This window comes from Collimonas pratensis, assembly GCF_001584185.1.
GTDB classification, from domain to species: domain Bacteria; phylum Pseudomonadota; class Gammaproteobacteria; order Burkholderiales; family Burkholderiaceae_D; genus Collimonas; species Collimonas pratensis.
Genome location: NZ_CP013234.1, coordinates 1,805,169 through 1,820,060 on the forward strand (window position 1 = coordinate 1,805,169; position 14,892 = coordinate 1,820,060).

At 60.8% G+C, this 14,892-nt stretch carries 15 protein-coding genes; 9 read left to right on the forward strand and 6 right to left on the reverse strand.

Annotated elements, in window-relative coordinates; genetic code table 11:
* Window positions 1–71 precede the first annotated feature (71 nt).
* The 6 genes from CPter91_RS08265 (at window position 72) to CPter91_RS08290 (ending at window position 7,114) form a co-directional block, all read left to right on the forward strand.
* Complete coding sequence (locus CPter91_RS08265; RefSeq protein ID WP_061939210.1) at window positions 72–2,900, forward strand: xanthine dehydrogenase family protein molybdopterin-binding subunit; 2,829 nt, start codon at window positions 72–74, stop codon at window positions 2,898–2,900.
* The gene (locus tag CPter91_RS08270) at window positions 2,897–3,448 is read left to right on the forward strand and encodes a (2Fe-2S)-binding protein (protein WP_061939212.1); all 552 of its coding nucleotides are present in this window, start codon (window positions 2,897–2,899) and stop codon (window positions 3,446–3,448) included. Before CPter91_RS08265 ends, CPter91_RS08270 begins: the two co-directional genes overlap by 4 nt.
* Window positions 3,448–4,743 (forward strand): c-type cytochrome, encoded by a 1,296-nt coding sequence (locus CPter91_RS08275; RefSeq protein WP_061939214.1) that lies wholly within the window; start codon window positions 3,448–3,450, stop codon window positions 4,741–4,743. The genes CPter91_RS08270 and CPter91_RS08275 overlap by 1 nt, the downstream gene beginning before the upstream one ends.
* Before the next feature lie 166 nt (window positions 4,744–4,909).
* Window positions 4,910–5,911 (forward strand): XdhC family protein, encoded by a 1,002-nt coding sequence (locus tag CPter91_RS08280; protein ID WP_061939216.1) that lies wholly within the window; start codon window positions 4,910–4,912, stop codon window positions 5,909–5,911.
* 55 nt (window positions 5,912–5,966) lie between these two features.
* Window positions 5,967–6,296 carry a DHCW motif cupin fold protein gene (locus CPter91_RS08285; RefSeq protein ID WP_061939217.1) on the forward strand — a complete coding sequence of 110 codons (330 nt, stop codon included), beginning with the start codon at window positions 5,967–5,969 and terminating at the stop codon, window positions 6,294–6,296.
* 149 nt (window positions 6,297–6,445) lie between these two features.
* On the forward strand, window positions 6,446–7,114 hold the full coding sequence (locus CPter91_RS08290; protein ID WP_061939219.1) for an energy transducer TonB: 669 nt from the start codon (window positions 6,446–6,448) through the stop codon (window positions 7,112–7,114).
* Between the two features lie 45 nt (window positions 7,115–7,159).
* Here CPter91_RS08290 and CPter91_RS08295 read toward each other — a convergent pair whose 3' ends face one another.
* The gene (locus CPter91_RS08295; protein WP_061939221.1) at window positions 7,160–8,260 is read right to left on the reverse strand and encodes a purine nucleoside permease; all 1,101 of its coding nucleotides are present in this window, start codon (window positions 8,258–8,260) and stop codon (window positions 7,160–7,162) included.
* Window positions 8,261–8,563: 303 nt separating this feature from the next.
* Here CPter91_RS08295 and CPter91_RS08300 point away from each other — a divergent pair, with 303 nt between their 5' ends.
* Window positions 8,564–9,193, forward strand: coding sequence for a hypothetical protein (locus CPter91_RS08300; RefSeq protein WP_150119649.1), 630 nt, complete (start codon window positions 8,564–8,566; stop codon window positions 9,191–9,193).
* A 5-nt stretch (window positions 9,194–9,198) separates the two neighbouring features.
* Window positions 9,199–10,272, forward strand: a complete 1,074-nt coding sequence (locus tag CPter91_RS27275; protein WP_236906038.1) for an energy transducer TonB — start codon at window positions 9,199–9,201, stop codon at window positions 10,270–10,272.
* 30 nt (window positions 10,273–10,302) lie between these two features.
* Here the strand turns inward: CPter91_RS27275 and CPter91_RS08310 are convergent, their stop codons facing one another.
* The gene (locus tag CPter91_RS08310) at window positions 10,303–11,646 is read right to left on the reverse strand and encodes a TAXI family TRAP transporter solute-binding subunit (protein ID WP_231880080.1); all 1,344 of its coding nucleotides are present in this window, start codon (window positions 11,644–11,646) and stop codon (window positions 10,303–10,305) included.
* A 76-nt stretch (window positions 11,647–11,722) separates the two neighbouring features.
* Window positions 11,723–12,064: a zinc ribbon domain-containing protein YjdM gene (locus CPter91_RS08315; protein WP_061939229.1), complete on the reverse strand. Its 342-nt coding sequence runs from the start codon at window positions 12,062–12,064 to the stop codon at window positions 11,723–11,725.
* Window positions 12,065–12,491: 427 nt separating this feature from the next.
* Between CPter91_RS08315 and CPter91_RS08320 the strand changes: the two genes are divergently transcribed.
* The gene (locus CPter91_RS08320; RefSeq protein WP_061939231.1) at window positions 12,492–12,728 is read left to right on the forward strand and encodes a methyltransferase domain-containing protein; all 237 of its coding nucleotides are present in this window, start codon (window positions 12,492–12,494) and stop codon (window positions 12,726–12,728) included.
* A 65-nt stretch (window positions 12,729–12,793) separates the two neighbouring features.
* Here CPter91_RS08320 and CPter91_RS08325 read toward each other — a convergent pair whose 3' ends face one another.
* From CPter91_RS08325 to CPter91_RS08335, 3 genes are all read right to left on the reverse strand, one after another.
* Window positions 12,794–13,483: an alpha/beta hydrolase gene (locus CPter91_RS08325; protein WP_061939233.1), complete on the reverse strand. Its 690-nt coding sequence runs from the start codon at window positions 13,481–13,483 to the stop codon at window positions 12,794–12,796.
* 227 nt (window positions 13,484–13,710) lie between these two features.
* A complete protein-coding gene (locus tag CPter91_RS08330; protein ID WP_061939235.1) occupies window positions 13,711–14,334 on the reverse strand; it encodes a LysE family translocator in 624 nt (207 codons plus the stop codon).
* 163 nt (window positions 14,335–14,497) lie between these two features.
* A complete protein-coding gene (locus CPter91_RS08335; RefSeq protein ID WP_061939237.1) occupies window positions 14,498–14,890 on the reverse strand; it encodes a nuclear transport factor 2 family protein in 393 nt (130 codons plus the stop codon).
* Window positions 14,891–14,892 lie beyond the last annotated feature (2 nt).

Genomic DNA, 14,892 nt, shown 5'->3' on the forward strand with positions numbered 1-14,892 from the left:
TGTGCGATCGCCGCCGACAGTTGAAATGCTTGCGGCGCTGAGGCCATTCCCTGGTTTTTGAGGAGAAATACATGACAAAACTCGACCTTTCGCGTCGCAGTTTTTTGAAGGCCAGCGTCGTCGCCGGCGTCTCGGTGTACGTAGCGCCCATGGGCGGCAAGGCATTCGCCGCCCTGTTTGAAGAAAAAATCCTGACGCCCATCCAGTGGGACAGCGGCAACGGTCAGGTCAAGTTTCGTATCGACGGCATTGCCAAGGTCACCGGCGCCAAAGTGTTCGCGCGCGATGTCCGCGCCCGCGACATGCCGCACTGGCCGAACCAGCAAGCCCATGCTTTCATCCTGCGCGCCACCAAGGCCGACCGCAGCTTCCTCGGCGTCGACCTCAGCCTGCTCGGCGACGATTTGAAACCGGACCGCGTGATCAGCGCCGCCGACCTGGCGCGCGACGGCATTGCCTTCCCAGCCTTCTACGGCGAAGACATGCTGCTGCCGGCCGGCAAGACCCCGGCCTACCTGGGGCACGCGGTGGCGATCCTGATCTATAACGATTTCGCCCGTTTCCGCTTCGCCAAGGACAAGCTGCAATTCAAGGATGAAGTGATCCAATACGGTCCGGTCACCGGTCCGCTGGAGCGCGATCCCTGGGGCACCTTCCGCTTCGTGCGGGTGGGCGGCGCTACTTCCGCCGACGACGATGTCTTTTCCAGCCTGAAGAATGCACCGGTATTCCCGAGCATGATGCGCAAGCACCAGCCGGTCTGGCCGGACGGCCAGGAACACGGCAAGCTGGGCGAGCAAGGCATGTTCTACGCCGCCCAGATCCAGGAACAGCTGGACCATCCGCCGGCCGACTGGCTGGTCATGGAACGCAACTACAACACGCAGTCGGTGGACACTGCGGCGCTCGAGCCGGACAACGCCAACTGCTGGTACGACGCAGCCAATCAGGCCCTGCACATGGTGGTGCCGACGCAGTCGCCGGGCGAAATCGTCGACAGCACCATCGAGATGATGAAGAAGGGGAAGTTCCCTCTGAAGAAGCTGTTCCTGCATCCTTGCTACACGGTCGGCTACGGTTCCAAGGATCACTACAATTTCCCGTTCTACGGCTTGCTGACGTCGCTGTACGCCGATGGCAAACCGGTGCGCCTGGCCAATGACCGCTATGAGCAGTTCCAGACCGCGATCAAGCGCCACGCCTTCAAGATGCATTACCGCATCGCGGTCGACCGCAAGAGCGGCCTGCTGCAATCGTTCAAGGGCGAATTCGAAGCCAACGGCGGCGGCCGCGCCAACTTCTCGCCGTCGGTGGCGATGGTGGGAGCGACGGCGGCGCAGTCGATCTATTATTTTCCGAAGAACGACCTGGCGGCAGTCGCGATTGCCAGCCGTGCGATCGACGCCGGTTCGGCGCGCGGCTACGGCACCCTGCAAAGCATGGCGGCGACCGAAATGATGATCGACGAGATGGCGGAAAAGCTGGGTCTCGACGCCATCGATTTCCGCCTCAAGAATGCACTGCGTTCCGGCATGAAGAACACCCAGGGGGCTATTCCAGCCGGCGCCATCCGCGTCGATGAAGTGCTGGAAAAGGCCAAGCTGCATCCGCTCTGGGTCAATCGCGCCAAGAAAAAAGCAGAGTACGAAATCAGCCACCCAGGCTATCGCTATGGCGTCGGCTTCGCCTGTGTGCAGAAGGATTTCGGCACCGGCGCCGAAACTTCCTTCGCCAAGGTCGAGATCAGCGCCAACGGCCAGATCCACCTGTCGCACAGCGCTGCCGAAATCGGCACCGGCATGTCGACCTCGCAGGCGATTGCTTGCGCCAAATGGCTGGGCAAGCCAGCCAATGAAGTGCGCACCTCGATCACCGACTGGAGCGATCTGCCGGTAGTCACCAGCGGCGATCCTTACATCATGAGCCAGGCCGAGCAAGACAAGCTGGCGGCCAATCCGCGTTGGTCGCCGGGATATTCTTCGCCATCGAGCGCCACCAATTCCGCCTTCTATTTCACTCACAGCACGCGCGAAGCGGCGCGGGTAGTGTTCATGCACGGCCTGTGGCCGGCGGCGATGGCAATCTGGAGCACGGGTATCGGCGGCGGCCAGGCGGCGCCGCTGGTGGTGCGGGTGGAAGATGCGCGCTGGGTCGACGGCAAGCTGTCGGCGGCCGGTCTGCAGGCGCTGCCTTACGAACAGCTGGTCAAGAAAGCCCATGAACTGGGGCTGGTGACTGGCGCCACGGTGCACGTCTTCAATCGCTGGCAATGGACCGAAGCCGATTTCGAGATTCTCGGCAATCTGGTGCGGGTGCCGCTCGACGGCCTCTCGGTACGCTACGGCGAAGGCGCCAGCAAGGCCCAGCAAGCCAAGATGAGCACCAGCGGCGGCTACGATGTGCTGAACCGCAAGAAGGTGCTGATCCCGCCAACCCAGCGCAACAACGCAGCCGTGACTTACTACAGCGCGGTTGGCACCCTGGTCGAACTGGCAGTGCATGAAGCCAGCGGCAAGGTCGAGCTGCTGACCCATCATTCGATCATGGAATGCGGCAACCAGATCTCGCCGCAACTGGTCTCCGGCCAGTTGCAGGGCGGCCTGGCGATGGGCATCGGCCATGCCTTGCACGAATATCTGCCGCTGTACGAAGACGGCCCCGGCAACGGCAGCTGGAACTTCAACCGCTACCAGCTGCCGCGCGCCAAGGATGTCGCGGTCTGGAGCCAGACCAGCGAAGTGCTGCCGCCGCTGACCGAGACCGACCCGCCCAAGGGCATCGCCGAAGTGGTGATGATCCCGGTGGTCGGCGCTATCGTCAACGGCATCGCCAACGCTATCGGCCACCGTTTCACCGATCTGCCGGTAACCCAACAAAATATTCAGGAGGCTCTGGCATGAGCATGACCATACACCCCATCACCATGCACATCAACGGCAAGCCGGTCGGCCCGGTGCCGGTGCCGGAAGGCATCATGATGATCGATTTCCTGCACGAATACCTGGACCTGACCGGCTCGCGGCTGGGCTGCGGCCAGGGCATCTGCCGTGCTTGCGTGGTCATCCTGGACAAGCCGGACGGCAGTAGCGAAGAAGTGCGTTCCTGCATCACTGGCGCGCATTTTTTCGAGGGCAAGAAAGTCCGTACCATTGAAGGCCACGCCCAGCGCAACGAGCAGGGCGAAGTAGTGGCGCTGTCACCGATCCAGCAGAAATTCCTGGAGCATTACAGCTTCCAGTGCGGCTATTGCACGCCAGGTTTTGTCAATGCCGCTACAGTCCTGGTGGAAAAACTCAAGCGCCAGCCGGTGACCAAAGCCCAGCTCGACGACACCATCACTGAAGGTCTGAACGACCACATCTGCCGTTGCACCGGCTACGTGCGCTACTTCGAAGCGGTCAAGGAAGTGGTGCTGAGCACGCCGGGACTGGTGAAGGACGCCAAGTGATGATCCAGTCTAAATATCTTCGCAGAGCCTTGGCTGGCCTGGCGCTGCCAGTACTGGCAGCAACCCTGCTGGCCGCCTGCGATAGCGGCAGCAGCAGCTCGGCTGCGGCATCCGCCCAGGGCGCTGGCCAGAGTCAGGCGAAACCCGGCAGCGCCGACCAGATTGCCCTTGGCCGTTACCTGGCCAAGGCTGCCGATTGCGCTGCCTGCCACACCACGGCCACCGGCGCGCCGTTCGCCGGCGGTGTCGAGCTGGCTTCTCCGTTCGGCAAGTTCTACGGCTCCAACATCACGCCCGACAAGGAACACGGCATCGGCAAGTGGAACGCCGACCAGTTCTACAAGGCGCTGCACGATGGCGTTACCCCGGACAAACATCTGTATCCGGCCATGCCGTATACCTCCTATCGTTCGATGACGCGCGCCGACACCGACGCGATCTACGCCTACCTGATGCAGCAGAAGCCGGTCGCCGTGCCAACCCGTGCTGCGGACCTCAGCTTCCCGTACAACATGCGCTTCGGCATGATGTTCTGGAATGTGCCTTTCCTGAAGAATCAGTTGACCGATGCCTCCAGCGGCAAGTCGGCCATGTGGCTGCGCGGCCAATACCTGAGCAACGCGCTCGGCCATTGCGCCGAGTGCCACACGCCGCGCGGCGCCTTCGGCCAGCTGGACCTGTCGAAATCGCTGACCGGCGCGGCATTGGGGCGGGTGGCAGCGCCGAACATCACGCCGGCCGGCCTGGCGGCGGTGGGCTGGACGGCGGCAGACTTGCAGACCTTCTTCGCCACCGGTATCGCGCCTCAGGGTTCGGCTTATGGCGAAATGTTCCCGGTGGTGCATCTGAGCACGCAGTACCTGAGCAAGGATGACCTCACCGCAGTGACGACTTACCTGATGGGCGACCAGCCATTGCCGCCGCAGCCCGTCAAGACCATCAATGCGGACGCTATGGAACTGGATGCCGGCAAGCGCCTGTACACCGCGGTGTGCGCCGGCTGCCATGGCTTCCAGGGCGACGGCAAGCCGCACGTGGCGGTAGCGATGAAGGGCAATTCGACGGTGCGCAACGCCGATCCGCATAACCTGATCGTCGCCATGCTGGATGGGATCGAAGCGCAGAAATTTCCCGGCACCGAAAGCCTGCAGGACATGCCTGGCTTTGCCGGCCAGCTGAACGACAAGGAACTGGCGCAGCTGTCCAATTTCCTGCGCGCGACCTGGGGCGGCCAGCCGGCCAGCATCACTGCCGATCAGGTCAAAGCTTTGAGAATGACAACTGCGGCACATTGACCGGGTAGGGTGGGCACTTGTGCCCACGCGAAATCACGACAACTGAAGTTCACGCGTGGGCACGGGTGCCCACCCTACCGGCCGGCAGTTCGACAGGATCCACCGCGCAAGCGGTCGATCCTGTTTTTCATTACACTGGTGATAATTAAAAAAGGAACAAGCCGACATGAACGCAGTCGACTATCAAGTACTGAAAAGCGCCGCCGCCTGGCTGGAGCAGGGCAAACGGGTCGCCATGGTGACCGTGGTGCGCAACTGGGGCTCGGCGCCGCGACCGCTAGGTTCGCTGTTTGCGATAAGCGATGCCGGCGATTTCACCGGTTCTGTTTCGGGCGGCTGCATTGAAGACGACCTGATGCAGCGCTTCGCCGCCGCCTTCCCGGAAAAAATCGAGCTGGTACGTTACGGCATCAGCGCCGAGCAGATGCGCCGCTTCGGCCTGCCTTGCGGCGGCACGCTGGAACTGGTGATCGAGCCGCTCGGCTCGGCCGCTGCGCTGACCCCCTTGCTGGAGGCCGTCAGCGGTGGCCACCTTGTGCTGCGTCGCCTCGACCTGCGCAGCGGTTTGGCTACGGTGGAAGCGAGCGATGCCGATTTTGCGCTGCGTTTCGATGAAGAAGAACTGTTGCAGGTGTTCGGTCCGCGCTGGCGTCTGCTGATCATCGGCGCCGGCCAGGTCTCGGAATATCTGGCGCAGATGGCGCCGGCGCTGGATTTCTCGGTCTACCTGAACGATCCGCGCGAAGAACAGCGCCGCAACTGGCAAGCTGACGGTGTCACCTGGCTGGACGGCATGCCGGACGATGTCGTGCTGGCCTTCAAACCGGACCGCCGCACCGTCATCGTCACCCTTAGCCACGATCCGAAAGTGGATGACATGGCGCTGATGGAAGCGCTCAAGACCGACGCCTTCTATATCGGCGCGATCGGCTCGATGGCTAGCACTGAAGCGCGCAAGGAACGCTTGCTGACGCTGGACCTGAGCAGTGAACAGATCGCGCGCCTGCATGCGCCTATCGGCCTGCAGATCTGGAGCCGCTCGCCGGCTGAAATTGCGGTGTCGGTGCTGGCCGAGCTGGTGTTGCTGCGCAACCGCGGCAGCGTGGCCTCGTCGCCTTCCAGCTGCGCCATCGGCGCCAATGATGTGCGGATGGTCGAACGACCTTGAAGCGCCGAGGCAGCTCGCTTCCGAGCGTATAAACATACAGCAAGACAGGAAACCAATGAAAATGACCGACATCCCTTTCGGCACCACCGATTGGGCCAGCATTGAACGCACTGAACACAAGGGCGAAAGCGGGATGGCCTATTGGCGCACCCGCAATTTCGGCGCCATCCGGGTACGCATGGTTGAATATACGCCGGGCTACCTGGCCGACCACTGGTGCAGCAAGGGCCATGTGCTGTTCTGCCTGGAAGGCGAGCTGGAGACAGAACTCGAGGACGGCCGCAAGTTCTTGCTGAAGCCGGGCATGAGCTACCAGGTAGCGGACGGGGCCGAGCCGCACCGCTCGTTTACCGCGCTTGGCGCCACCCTTTTCGTGGTGGATTGAGGCTCGGATATTGCAGTGCATCCTTTACTGTAGCGCCGAAGCTGCTAGTATGAAACTAGACGATCCGCAATAAACCAGGACATCGGCGGCTGGCTCGCCGCCGATGCCAGAATCGTCAAAAGGCCAGGCGAGCAGACAGGAGTCCAGTCATGGATTTCACGCTAGATCAGGAGCGGCCGACCAGGAAACTGGTCGGCGTCAGCGTAGTCGTCTTGATGCATATCGCGGTCGTCTATGCGCTGGTGACAGGTCTGGCCCGCAAAGTCGTGGAGGTCGTCCAGGAGCCGGTGATCACCAAGATCATCGCTGAAATCAAGCCGCCACCACCACCTCCGCCGCCGCCCGAAAAACCGGCGCCGCCGCCGCCAAAATCCGCCGCGCCGCCACCGCCCTATGTGCCGCCGCCTGAAGTCAAGGTAACGCCACCGCCACAAGAAAATACGATTGCCGCCGTCACCAACGTCAAGCCGCCGACCAACGAGCTGCCGACCGCCGTCGCGCAGCCTGCCCCCGCGGCGGTTGCGGCTGCGCCCGCTGGGCCGGCGCATACCAGCGCGCGCGTGACAGGAAATTGCGAAAAGCCGGAATATCCCAGGACCTCGCTGCGCAACGAAGAACAGGGGACAGTGAATGTGAAACTGGTCATCAGCGCCGACGGCAGCGTGGCCGACGCCTCGATCGAGAAGAGCAGCGGTTTCAAGGACCTGGACCGCGCCACTTTGAAAGCCTGGAGCCTCTGCCATTTCGTCCCGGCCATGGCGGATGGCCAGCCGGTGCAGTCGGTAACCCGCATGCAGTATGTCTGGAAACTGGAGTGAGGCTGCAGGATCAGGCGGCAAGCGCCTGGCTTGCCCTTGCTGTTCTTATTTGTCCGCCGGCAGCTGATCGCGATACAGGTCCCAGTGATCGCTCAGTTCGCGCGTCACACGGCTGCCGACCTTGAAGGCTGCTTCCAGCGAGGGCAGGTAGGCGGAATAACTGCCTTCGTGCTCGGCCGCCAGGCTGGCCGCGGCGCTCTTGCCGGGATACGGCATGGTGTAGTTGCTGGCAGTGCGCAGCACCAGCAGGCGGTTGAGGTCGGCGCGGCCGGCTTTGCTGAGGAAGGTCAGCGCCTGCGCGGTGCCGGTTTCTTCCATCGCCGAGGTGGCGAAGCTGCCCTGGCCATGGGTCCAATAGTCCACCCATTTTTCCGCCCATGCATTCATCAGCTTGCCGTGCCAGAAAGTCTGGCCGGCCAGCTGGTCGCCCTTGATCACTTTCGGCGGTTGTTGCGCTGCCGGGTAGCCTGTATAGCGGCTGCGCAGTTGCCGCAGATCGGCATCATCCGCCAGCGGCGTGTCCTTGGTCAGCTGGTAGGCCCAGTTGCTCAGGCCCGGATTGAGGTGATATACCGCACCTTCATTATCGGCCGGCACCGGCTGCTGGAACGGCCGCGCCGAGCGCAGCGGGATTTTGCCGGTGGACCAGCCCTTGGGAATTTCGCGGGCGTCGATTTCATGCGACAGGTCGCCATCCACCAGCCATTCGGCCCAGGCCGCGGAACCGGCCGACATGGTGTCGGGATTGGCGCCGGCGATGCCGGCCACCAGCCAGTAAGCCTTGCTCAGGTCGAAGCGCGGGTCCATGCCGAGCGCCATGATGCTGGCCGATGAGCGCGCCGTGCCGATGCCGGTGACGATGCCCAGCACCCCTTGCTCCGGGTTGTAGCGCAGGTTACGGTAACCCTGCGGGAAGGCGATGGTTTGCGGCAGCGGCAGGCGTTCCACCCAGGTCTGGAATTCGCCGGGCTGGTCGCCGCTGTCTGCGCCGATTTCAAACATCGTCACCACCACCACCTTGATCGGGATCGGCGCCGCCGGCGTGGCAAGCACCGGGCTTGGCGCGGGTGCCTGAGTTGCCGCTTGCGACTGCGCGGCGAGGCCGCCAAGAGCCAGGGCGAGGGTAAGGAGCTGGAAGCGGTTCATCAACAAGACCTTTATATGAAGCGTGGGAGAAAACGTGGCGGGCGGCGCCGGAAACGCAATGCAACGCATGATTTTATCTTTTTGCCATCGTTTTGAGGCGAAATTGAAGCGGCCTGATTTGAATTTACATGCGGCACAGTGCGCTCTGTCCAGTCCTTTTGTCATTGGCTGTTTTCACGGATACCACAGTTACAAAATTGAATGTAAATCAATGTCTGTATTTATAAAACTGGTAAGTATAATTGCCCCGCGGTATTTTTTGTCCCGCTAACCAACGCCAGCCAAAGACCAAGGAAAACTGTCATGCCATTTCTTCCCCTGAATCGGGACCTGAAACGACTGCGTCGCCAAGCCAGCCTGCTATGTATCATGAGCCTCAGCCTGTTAGCCACCGGCTGCATGTCGCTCAAACAATACGTCGATCCGACCCTGCCCAAAGTCACGGTCGCAGACTTGAAGCAACCTGAAACACGGCAGAGCGTCCAGGTATTCTTCGAATACCAGACAAAAGGGGCAACTAACGCCAAGGCGACCGAAGAAGTACGTCCGATGCTCCTGACTACCCTGAAAAAATCCAATATGTTCAGCGATGTCGTGATGGCGCCCGCCACCGCCGACCGCAAGCTGTTTGTCACCATCAATAACGTTCCGGTGACCAAGAATCCTGCTGGCAAGGGTTTCGCGACCGGTTTGACACTGGGCCTTGCGGGCACCACGGTCACCGATGGTTTCCTGATGGACGCTGCTTATGATGTCCCGGGCCAGGCTGAGGTGAAACATAGCTATCAGCATGCCTTGCACTCGACCATCGGTAATGCCGATGGCCCGGCCAACCTGACGCCGGTGGCAAAGGGACAGGCCATGCCGCAGATTGTGGATGGCATGGTGCTGAATCTGTTGAATGACATGAGCCGCGCAGGAGAATTGAATTGAACGCAATGATCAACTCAACTTCAAGCATGACACTGATTCGTCGCCTGGCCGTGGCCGGCATGGCTGCGGTATTGCTGGCGCTGACCGGCTGCGCCGCGGTGGCGCCAAACTATCAGCCTACCAATGACAACGCGCATACCTTGCAGGCACTCCCCGACGGCAAGGTGGCCGTGGGCCAGTTCACGGCCAAAGACAAGTCGCTGGAAAGCCTGGTTATACGCGCCGGCACCTACAGCTCGCCCTATAACGGTTCGTACGCCGAGTACCTGAAAGCGGCGTTGCGCGCAGAGCTGGAAGGAGCCGGCAAGCTTGATGCGGCTTCCCCGGTAGTCATCAGCGGGCAGCTGCTGGAAAACTCGGTGGATGGTGCATTGTTTGACGTTGGCACCGCCAGAGTCAGCGCCCGTTTCGTGGTGATGCAAGGCGGCGCCAAGACCTTCGACAAGGTCGTGGTAGGCGCCAGCCAGTGGGAGTCTTCCGTTATCGGGGCGATTGCGATACCGGCCGCGCGCCGCAACTATGTCGATACGGTACATAAGCTGCTGGCTAACCTGTTTGCCGACAAAGACTTCCAGGCAGCCCTGCGTGGCGGCAGCAGTGTCGTCAGCGCAGTGACTCCTCCCGTCGTTACCAGCCGTCGTTTCGTCCCGGCCGCCGCTACACCCAACGCCGTTCCAGCGGTAGCTGGCCGCGGTGTTATTGCTGCGGCCGCGCCAGCCAGTGTCGCGCGCGATTCCCAGCCAAGCCTGGTGCCTGGCAGCTGTACAGCACCTGAGTATCCGCGGGCTTCGCTACGCAATGAGGAGCAGGGTACGGTCATTGCCAAGCTGGTGATAGGCAGCAACGGCCATGTGACGGATATTGCGATTGAGAAGAGCAGCGGTTTTACCGCCCTGGACAAGGCGACTGTGCAAGCATGGAGCATCTGCCAGTTTAATCCGGCGCTGCGCGATGGCGCGCCGCTGCAGTCGGAGACGAGAATGCAGTACGTCTGGAGGCTTGACGGCGCAGCACAGGTGCAAACGCAGTCGGTTGCGGCGCCAGCCACCAAGTCAGCCTCAACCGAAACCTGGCATTAAGAACAGGCATCGCGGGCTGCCGCCCAGGATCTATTCCTTGATCTTGCCGGCAGCTTGGGAAATCCTGTCGCGCACCACGCGGATCGCCTGCTTGAGCGTGTACACATCCTGGAAATAACGCTGCGGAATCCGGATCTGGCTGGCGTTGGCGTCAATGTTTTCGATATCCTCGCGCCACTGCGCAATCTGCTCCGGGCTCGGCTGCTTGCTTTGCCAGATCTCGTCTTCCAGCGACTTGATCTCCCGGTACCACACCACCAGGCGGTTTTTCATGCGCGCTTCGACCATGCGCGGCAAGGCCTGCAGCAGGCCGAACAGCAAGGCCATGAAGGGCAGCAGGATCAGCAGGCGCCGCTCGATGAAGCTGGCCAGCCAGAACGGCAGGTAGCGTTGCAGGAAAGGGCGGCCGGATTTGAAGTAGCGCGTGCTCTCATCTGAAATCGGGAAGTCGTCCGTGTTCAGGTTGGGGAACACGCCACGCGGCGTGAAGTAGTCTTCGCGCGCATGCGCGGCATTGGCCGCTTCCAGCAGTAAGTAGGTCAGCGCAGGATGCAGCGTGTCCTTGGAGACCAGCAGTGCGGTCGCCGCCAGCATGGTCACATCGGCTTGCGGCAAGTCGTTGGCGACGCTGGTCGAGGCGCGCGGGAAAACGATCTTGGACAGCGACGGGAACTTCAATACCAGGGCATCGGCCTGCGCGAAGCTCATCAGCTTGAGGTCGCTGTTGAGCAGCGTCTGCTGCATGGCTGCATCCGGGCGGCCGATGAAGAAGGCGGCGTCCAGCTGGCCGCTTTCCAGGCTTTGATACGCTTTGTAGGCATCCATTTCCAGCAGGCTGGCGTTATCGGCGCTGATGCCGCTGTGGCCCAGCAGCACCCGTGACACCGTCAGCAAGCCGCTGCCGGGAACGCCGATCGAAATCCGCTTGCCGCGCAGCTGCGCCAGCCGGTTGATGACGACGTCGCCGCGATAAAACACCCAGATCGGTTCGTACGACACGGCGGCAATGGTTTGCAGCTGGTCGTCCGGCGATGGCGTAGTGGTGCCGGACTGGATGAAGCCGACCTCGTATTCGCTGTCGGGATCCTTCAGCCGCTGATAGTTTTCGACCGAGCCGGAAGAACTGCGGATGTCGAGGGTAATCCCTTCGCGCTTGAGCAGCGGCGCGTAACGTGCGGCAAAACCGGCATAGATGCCTTTGTCGGCGCCGGTAGTGATCACGATGGTGCGCTGAATCGCAGGCTTGAGGATAGCCGCCAAGCCCCAGCCCAGTACGGCCAGCAGGACGGCCCCGCTGAAGATGAGGAAGCGCAGCCGGCGCGCCGTCATCGGTGGTTTATGGATACGGTGCAGCGCTGGATTGTGTCTTGGCATGGGCTATGGAAGGCGCTTGGTTGGGCAACTCGGAAACCAGACTGCAACGGGGAAGCTGGTTGCAGCTCCCGCACGATTACACCTTTTTGACAAACTCCGATTTCAGGCTCATGGCGCCGAAGCCGTCGATCTTGCAGTCGATGTCGTGATCGCTGTCGACCAGGCGGATGTTTTTCACCTTGGTGCCGACCTTGACCACGCCGCCCGAACCTTTCAGCTTCAGATCCTTGATGACGGTGACGGTGTCGCCGTCCTGCAGGATATTGCCGACAGCATCGCGGTAAACCTTGGCGCCGTCGCCGGCATCGGCTGCCGCCTGCTGCGGCCATTCATGGGCGCACTCAGGGCAGATGTAGAGGCCGCCGTCTTCATAGGTGAATTCGGAATTGCATTTGGGGCAGGCTGGCAGAGCGTTCATGTTCTTGTCTTTCGGGATAAGGCTGGTGCCGTAAAAAAGAGGCAGTATACAACCAGCCGCCGCGCTTGCCGGCTTTTCCACCTGTGGCCGTGCTTACCCGCAGTATCGCGGAAAATGCCGTTGATTGCTGCCATGATCCTGTACGGCGGCCGTCTGCGTTCCTGTCTAAGCGGGCATTATCCTTGACAGATCGGATATGAGAGGTAGGGTGGGCACGCTTTTGTGCCCACGCTGTAGCGCTATCCGCGTGGGCACAAAAGCGTGCCCACCCTACATGTCAATATTTTTGCACCCATAGAAAAGTCTGATGAACCACCCGGAATAGATCCATGCCTGGCAATACCGAATCTGCATTTCCGGAAACATCGTCGATTCCTATAGTGACGGCCCGCCAAGGCAGGTTCCGGGCTATGCGAGCCTTCATCGCATGGTGTCTCTTTTACTTGCCGAGCAGGTGCCTGCTGCTGGGCGCGTGCTGGTTTTGGGAGCCGGCGGCGGCCAGGAAATCAAGGCGCTGGCGGATGCGCATCCAGAGTGGTCATTCGATGGCATCGATCCTTCGGCCGACATGCTGCGCTTGGCCAAACGCGTGATTAGCCCGCACGAGGCGAGAGTGCGTTTGCATGAAGACTACATTGGTAATGCAAGAGGTCGATCGGACTAACGTTGACTACCGAAGCCGCGATTGGACCCCGGACTGGAATGTACCTCCCGGTGGCAATCCGTGCTCTAGCCAAGCACGAATTTGCAAATCTCGCTCGAATACTCTCGGAGAAACGCCTGCTTGTTGGGTAGCGGCTCCGTTGCGTGTGGCGGAAGGATATCCATAAACGAGAAGTGGTCGGCTCCTTCCGTGACACGGACATCCACAGTGTTCCAATCGCGCATGGCACGCGCCAGCCATTCGGTTTGGGCCGGAGGGGTGATACTATCCGCTGAACCCACCCACGCCAAAACTGGAATTCGCACCGCATCAAGTGCTGCCGGAGCCTGGAAGAATCCGGTTGGCGGCGCCAAGAGGGCCAGACGCGCCAGGCGGCTGTCCGGTGCGATGCTGACGCGCAGGCCGAGCCTTAGCCACATTTGAGCTCCCGCCATGGCGACGAGGGTGGTTGCACCAATCGAATGCCCCACTCCTATCGCTTTTGCGGTGGGTTCAACGAATGCGTCGAGTGTCAGGGAAAGGCGTCTTGCCCGCAGGGTCAGCTCTTCCTCTCCTGGAGTAGTCGAAGCAAGCCGCTCGAAATGTGGTGCGACGACCATGCAACCAGACCCAAGCAAGGCGTCCAGGAGCGTAGAGTGACGTTCTGGCTGACCACCCGCTCCCACTGCGAAAAGAACCACCGGAGAACCTGTGGCGGCTTCGCGCACCGAGACCTGGAATGAATCAACCCCGTCTTGCAGCGTCTGCATCAACATGAGAAATTGCTCCTCGTGGCAGGTGATTTCGAGAGGGATTTGTGCGATGTGTCGGCCGCTGGACCTGCGCGTGATGCTTCCCTATGAACGTCGCTAATATCCGTGTGTAAACTCGGCATTTTGCCATACTGGAGCCAAGAGGATACCCGGGCGCACCGTCAGCCGGTAGCATACTACGATGACGTCCAGATATCACCAAGAAAAGGCCTTGACGGAGAGGGGAGAGCTTATCGTGCACGCTCCAAGGCAACCTTGACGCCAAGACCAACAAGCGCGGCACCGGAAAGCTGCTGAAAGCGCTGGAAAAACTTTGGCTTGGCCAGAAGCCAATGCCGTGCACGACCGCCAAGCGCGGCGGTGCAGAGATTTACCGCGGTGCCCGATGCAATCGAGACCAGGCCAAGAATGGCTGCCTGTAGCCCAGGATTGCCCAGGGACGGATTGATGAACTGAGGCAGGATGGCGAGAAAGAAGAGAGCTACCTTTGGGTTCAACAGATTGGAAACAGCACCCTGTGCAAAAGGAGATACCCGGCGGTTCCTGGACGGTTCCGCGGTGACAGAAGCAGGGCTGCGCAGCATTTGCCAACCAAGCCAGCAGAGGTAGATCGCCCCGATAGTCTTTACAACCACGAATGCCGTAGGCACTGACGCCAGAAACGCAGTGATTCCAAAGGTTGCGGCCCCGGCATGCACTAACGCCGCGCATGCGATGCCGGCACAGACCTGTGCGCCGGCCGATGCGCCCCGTGAGACTGAATTAGACAGGATGCAGATGACGTCGGGCCCTGGAATCAGGGCGAAGCTCATATTGAGTAGCGTGAAAGCCAGGAGGGTGGGGAGTTCGATCATCTTGAGCCCTAAGGTGATTTAAAGTGCATTTTGCAAAATCAACCGCCGCCCCAAAATTTGGCGGCGAATTCTTGTTCTCTGAAAAACCTGATGAGAAGCGACGCTCATCATCTAAGCGCGTCAACGGTTCCGCCAGCGCTGATCGACGCGGCACATTCAATGCTTAAGATGACTCAACGACAGTTCCCTGATGGTAGATAATATTCCATCCTGCTGAAGTGCGTCGCCAAAGCGTAGCGCGACGGGTGATTCTGGAGTCTTGCAGCAAGGTGTAAGTCAACAGATAGGTATCAGGCGCAATTTCCTGGCAGAAGAAGTCTCGCGTTTCCCAATTTTCCTCGATTGACCTGGCATATCGGTCTTCGAGAATGTCAAGGACGTGTGCTCGACTGTAATGGCGTCCGGACGCGCCGACCTCCCAAAACTCAGCATCCATCATCAACGCGAAGTCGGCCCGAGTTGTTCCATGTTCAGGCCGATGGAAGATCGGCTCTCGGGCCGATAATTCCTCTTGCACGTTCATCAGCCGCATTTCCGTGATTCGAGTGGGTTCCATAT

Bases quoted from the DNA above. Each gene is read 5' to 3' on its own strand.
- CPter91_RS08285 (WP_061939217.1), top strand. From the start codon at position 5,967: ATGAAAATGACCGACATCCCTTTCGGCACCACCGATTGGGCCAGCATT.
- CPter91_RS08280 (WP_061939216.1), top strand. From the start codon at position 4,910: ATGAACGCAGTCGACTATCAAGTACTGAAAAGCGCCGCCGCCTGGCTG.
- CPter91_RS08270 (WP_061939212.1), top strand. From the start codon at position 2,897: ATGAGCATGACCATACACCCCATCACCATGCACATCAACGGCAAGCCG.
- CPter91_RS08325 (WP_061939233.1), bottom strand. From the start codon at position 13,483: ATGTTGATGCAGACGCTGCAAGACGGGGTTGATTCATTCCAGGTCTCG.
- CPter91_RS08295 (WP_061939221.1), bottom strand. From the start codon at position 8,260: ATGAACCGCTTCCAGCTCCTTACCCTCGCCCTGGCTCTTGGCGGCCTC.
- CPter91_RS08275 (WP_061939214.1), top strand. From the start codon at position 3,448: ATGATCCAGTCTAAATATCTTCGCAGAGCCTTGGCTGGCCTGGCGCTG.
- CPter91_RS08310 (WP_231880080.1), bottom strand. From the start codon at position 11,646: ATGCCAAGACACAATCCAGCGCTGCACCGTATCCATAAACCACCGATG.
- CPter91_RS27275 (WP_236906038.1), top strand. From the start codon at position 9,199: ATGATCAACTCAACTTCAAGCATGACACTGATTCGTCGCCTGGCCGTG.
- CPter91_RS08290 (WP_061939219.1), top strand. From the start codon at position 6,446: ATGGATTTCACGCTAGATCAGGAGCGGCCGACCAGGAAACTGGTCGGC.
- CPter91_RS08335 (WP_061939237.1), bottom strand. From the start codon at position 14,890: ATGGAACCCACTCGAATCACGGAAATGCGGCTGATGAACGTGCAAGAG.
- CPter91_RS08300 (WP_150119649.1), top strand. From the start codon at position 8,564: ATGCCATTTCTTCCCCTGAATCGGGACCTGAAACGACTGCGTCGCCAA.
- CPter91_RS08330 (WP_061939235.1), bottom strand. From the start codon at position 14,334: ATGATCGAACTCCCCACCCTCCTGGCTTTCACGCTACTCAATATGAGC.
- CPter91_RS08265 (WP_061939210.1), top strand. From the start codon at position 72: ATGACAAAACTCGACCTTTCGCGTCGCAGTTTTTTGAAGGCCAGCGTC.
- CPter91_RS08315 (WP_061939229.1), bottom strand. From the start codon at position 12,064: ATGAACGCTCTGCCAGCCTGCCCCAAATGCAATTCCGAATTCACCTAT.
- CPter91_RS08320 (WP_061939231.1), top strand. From the start codon at position 12,492: ATGGTGTCTCTTTTACTTGCCGAGCAGGTGCCTGCTGCTGGGCGCGTG.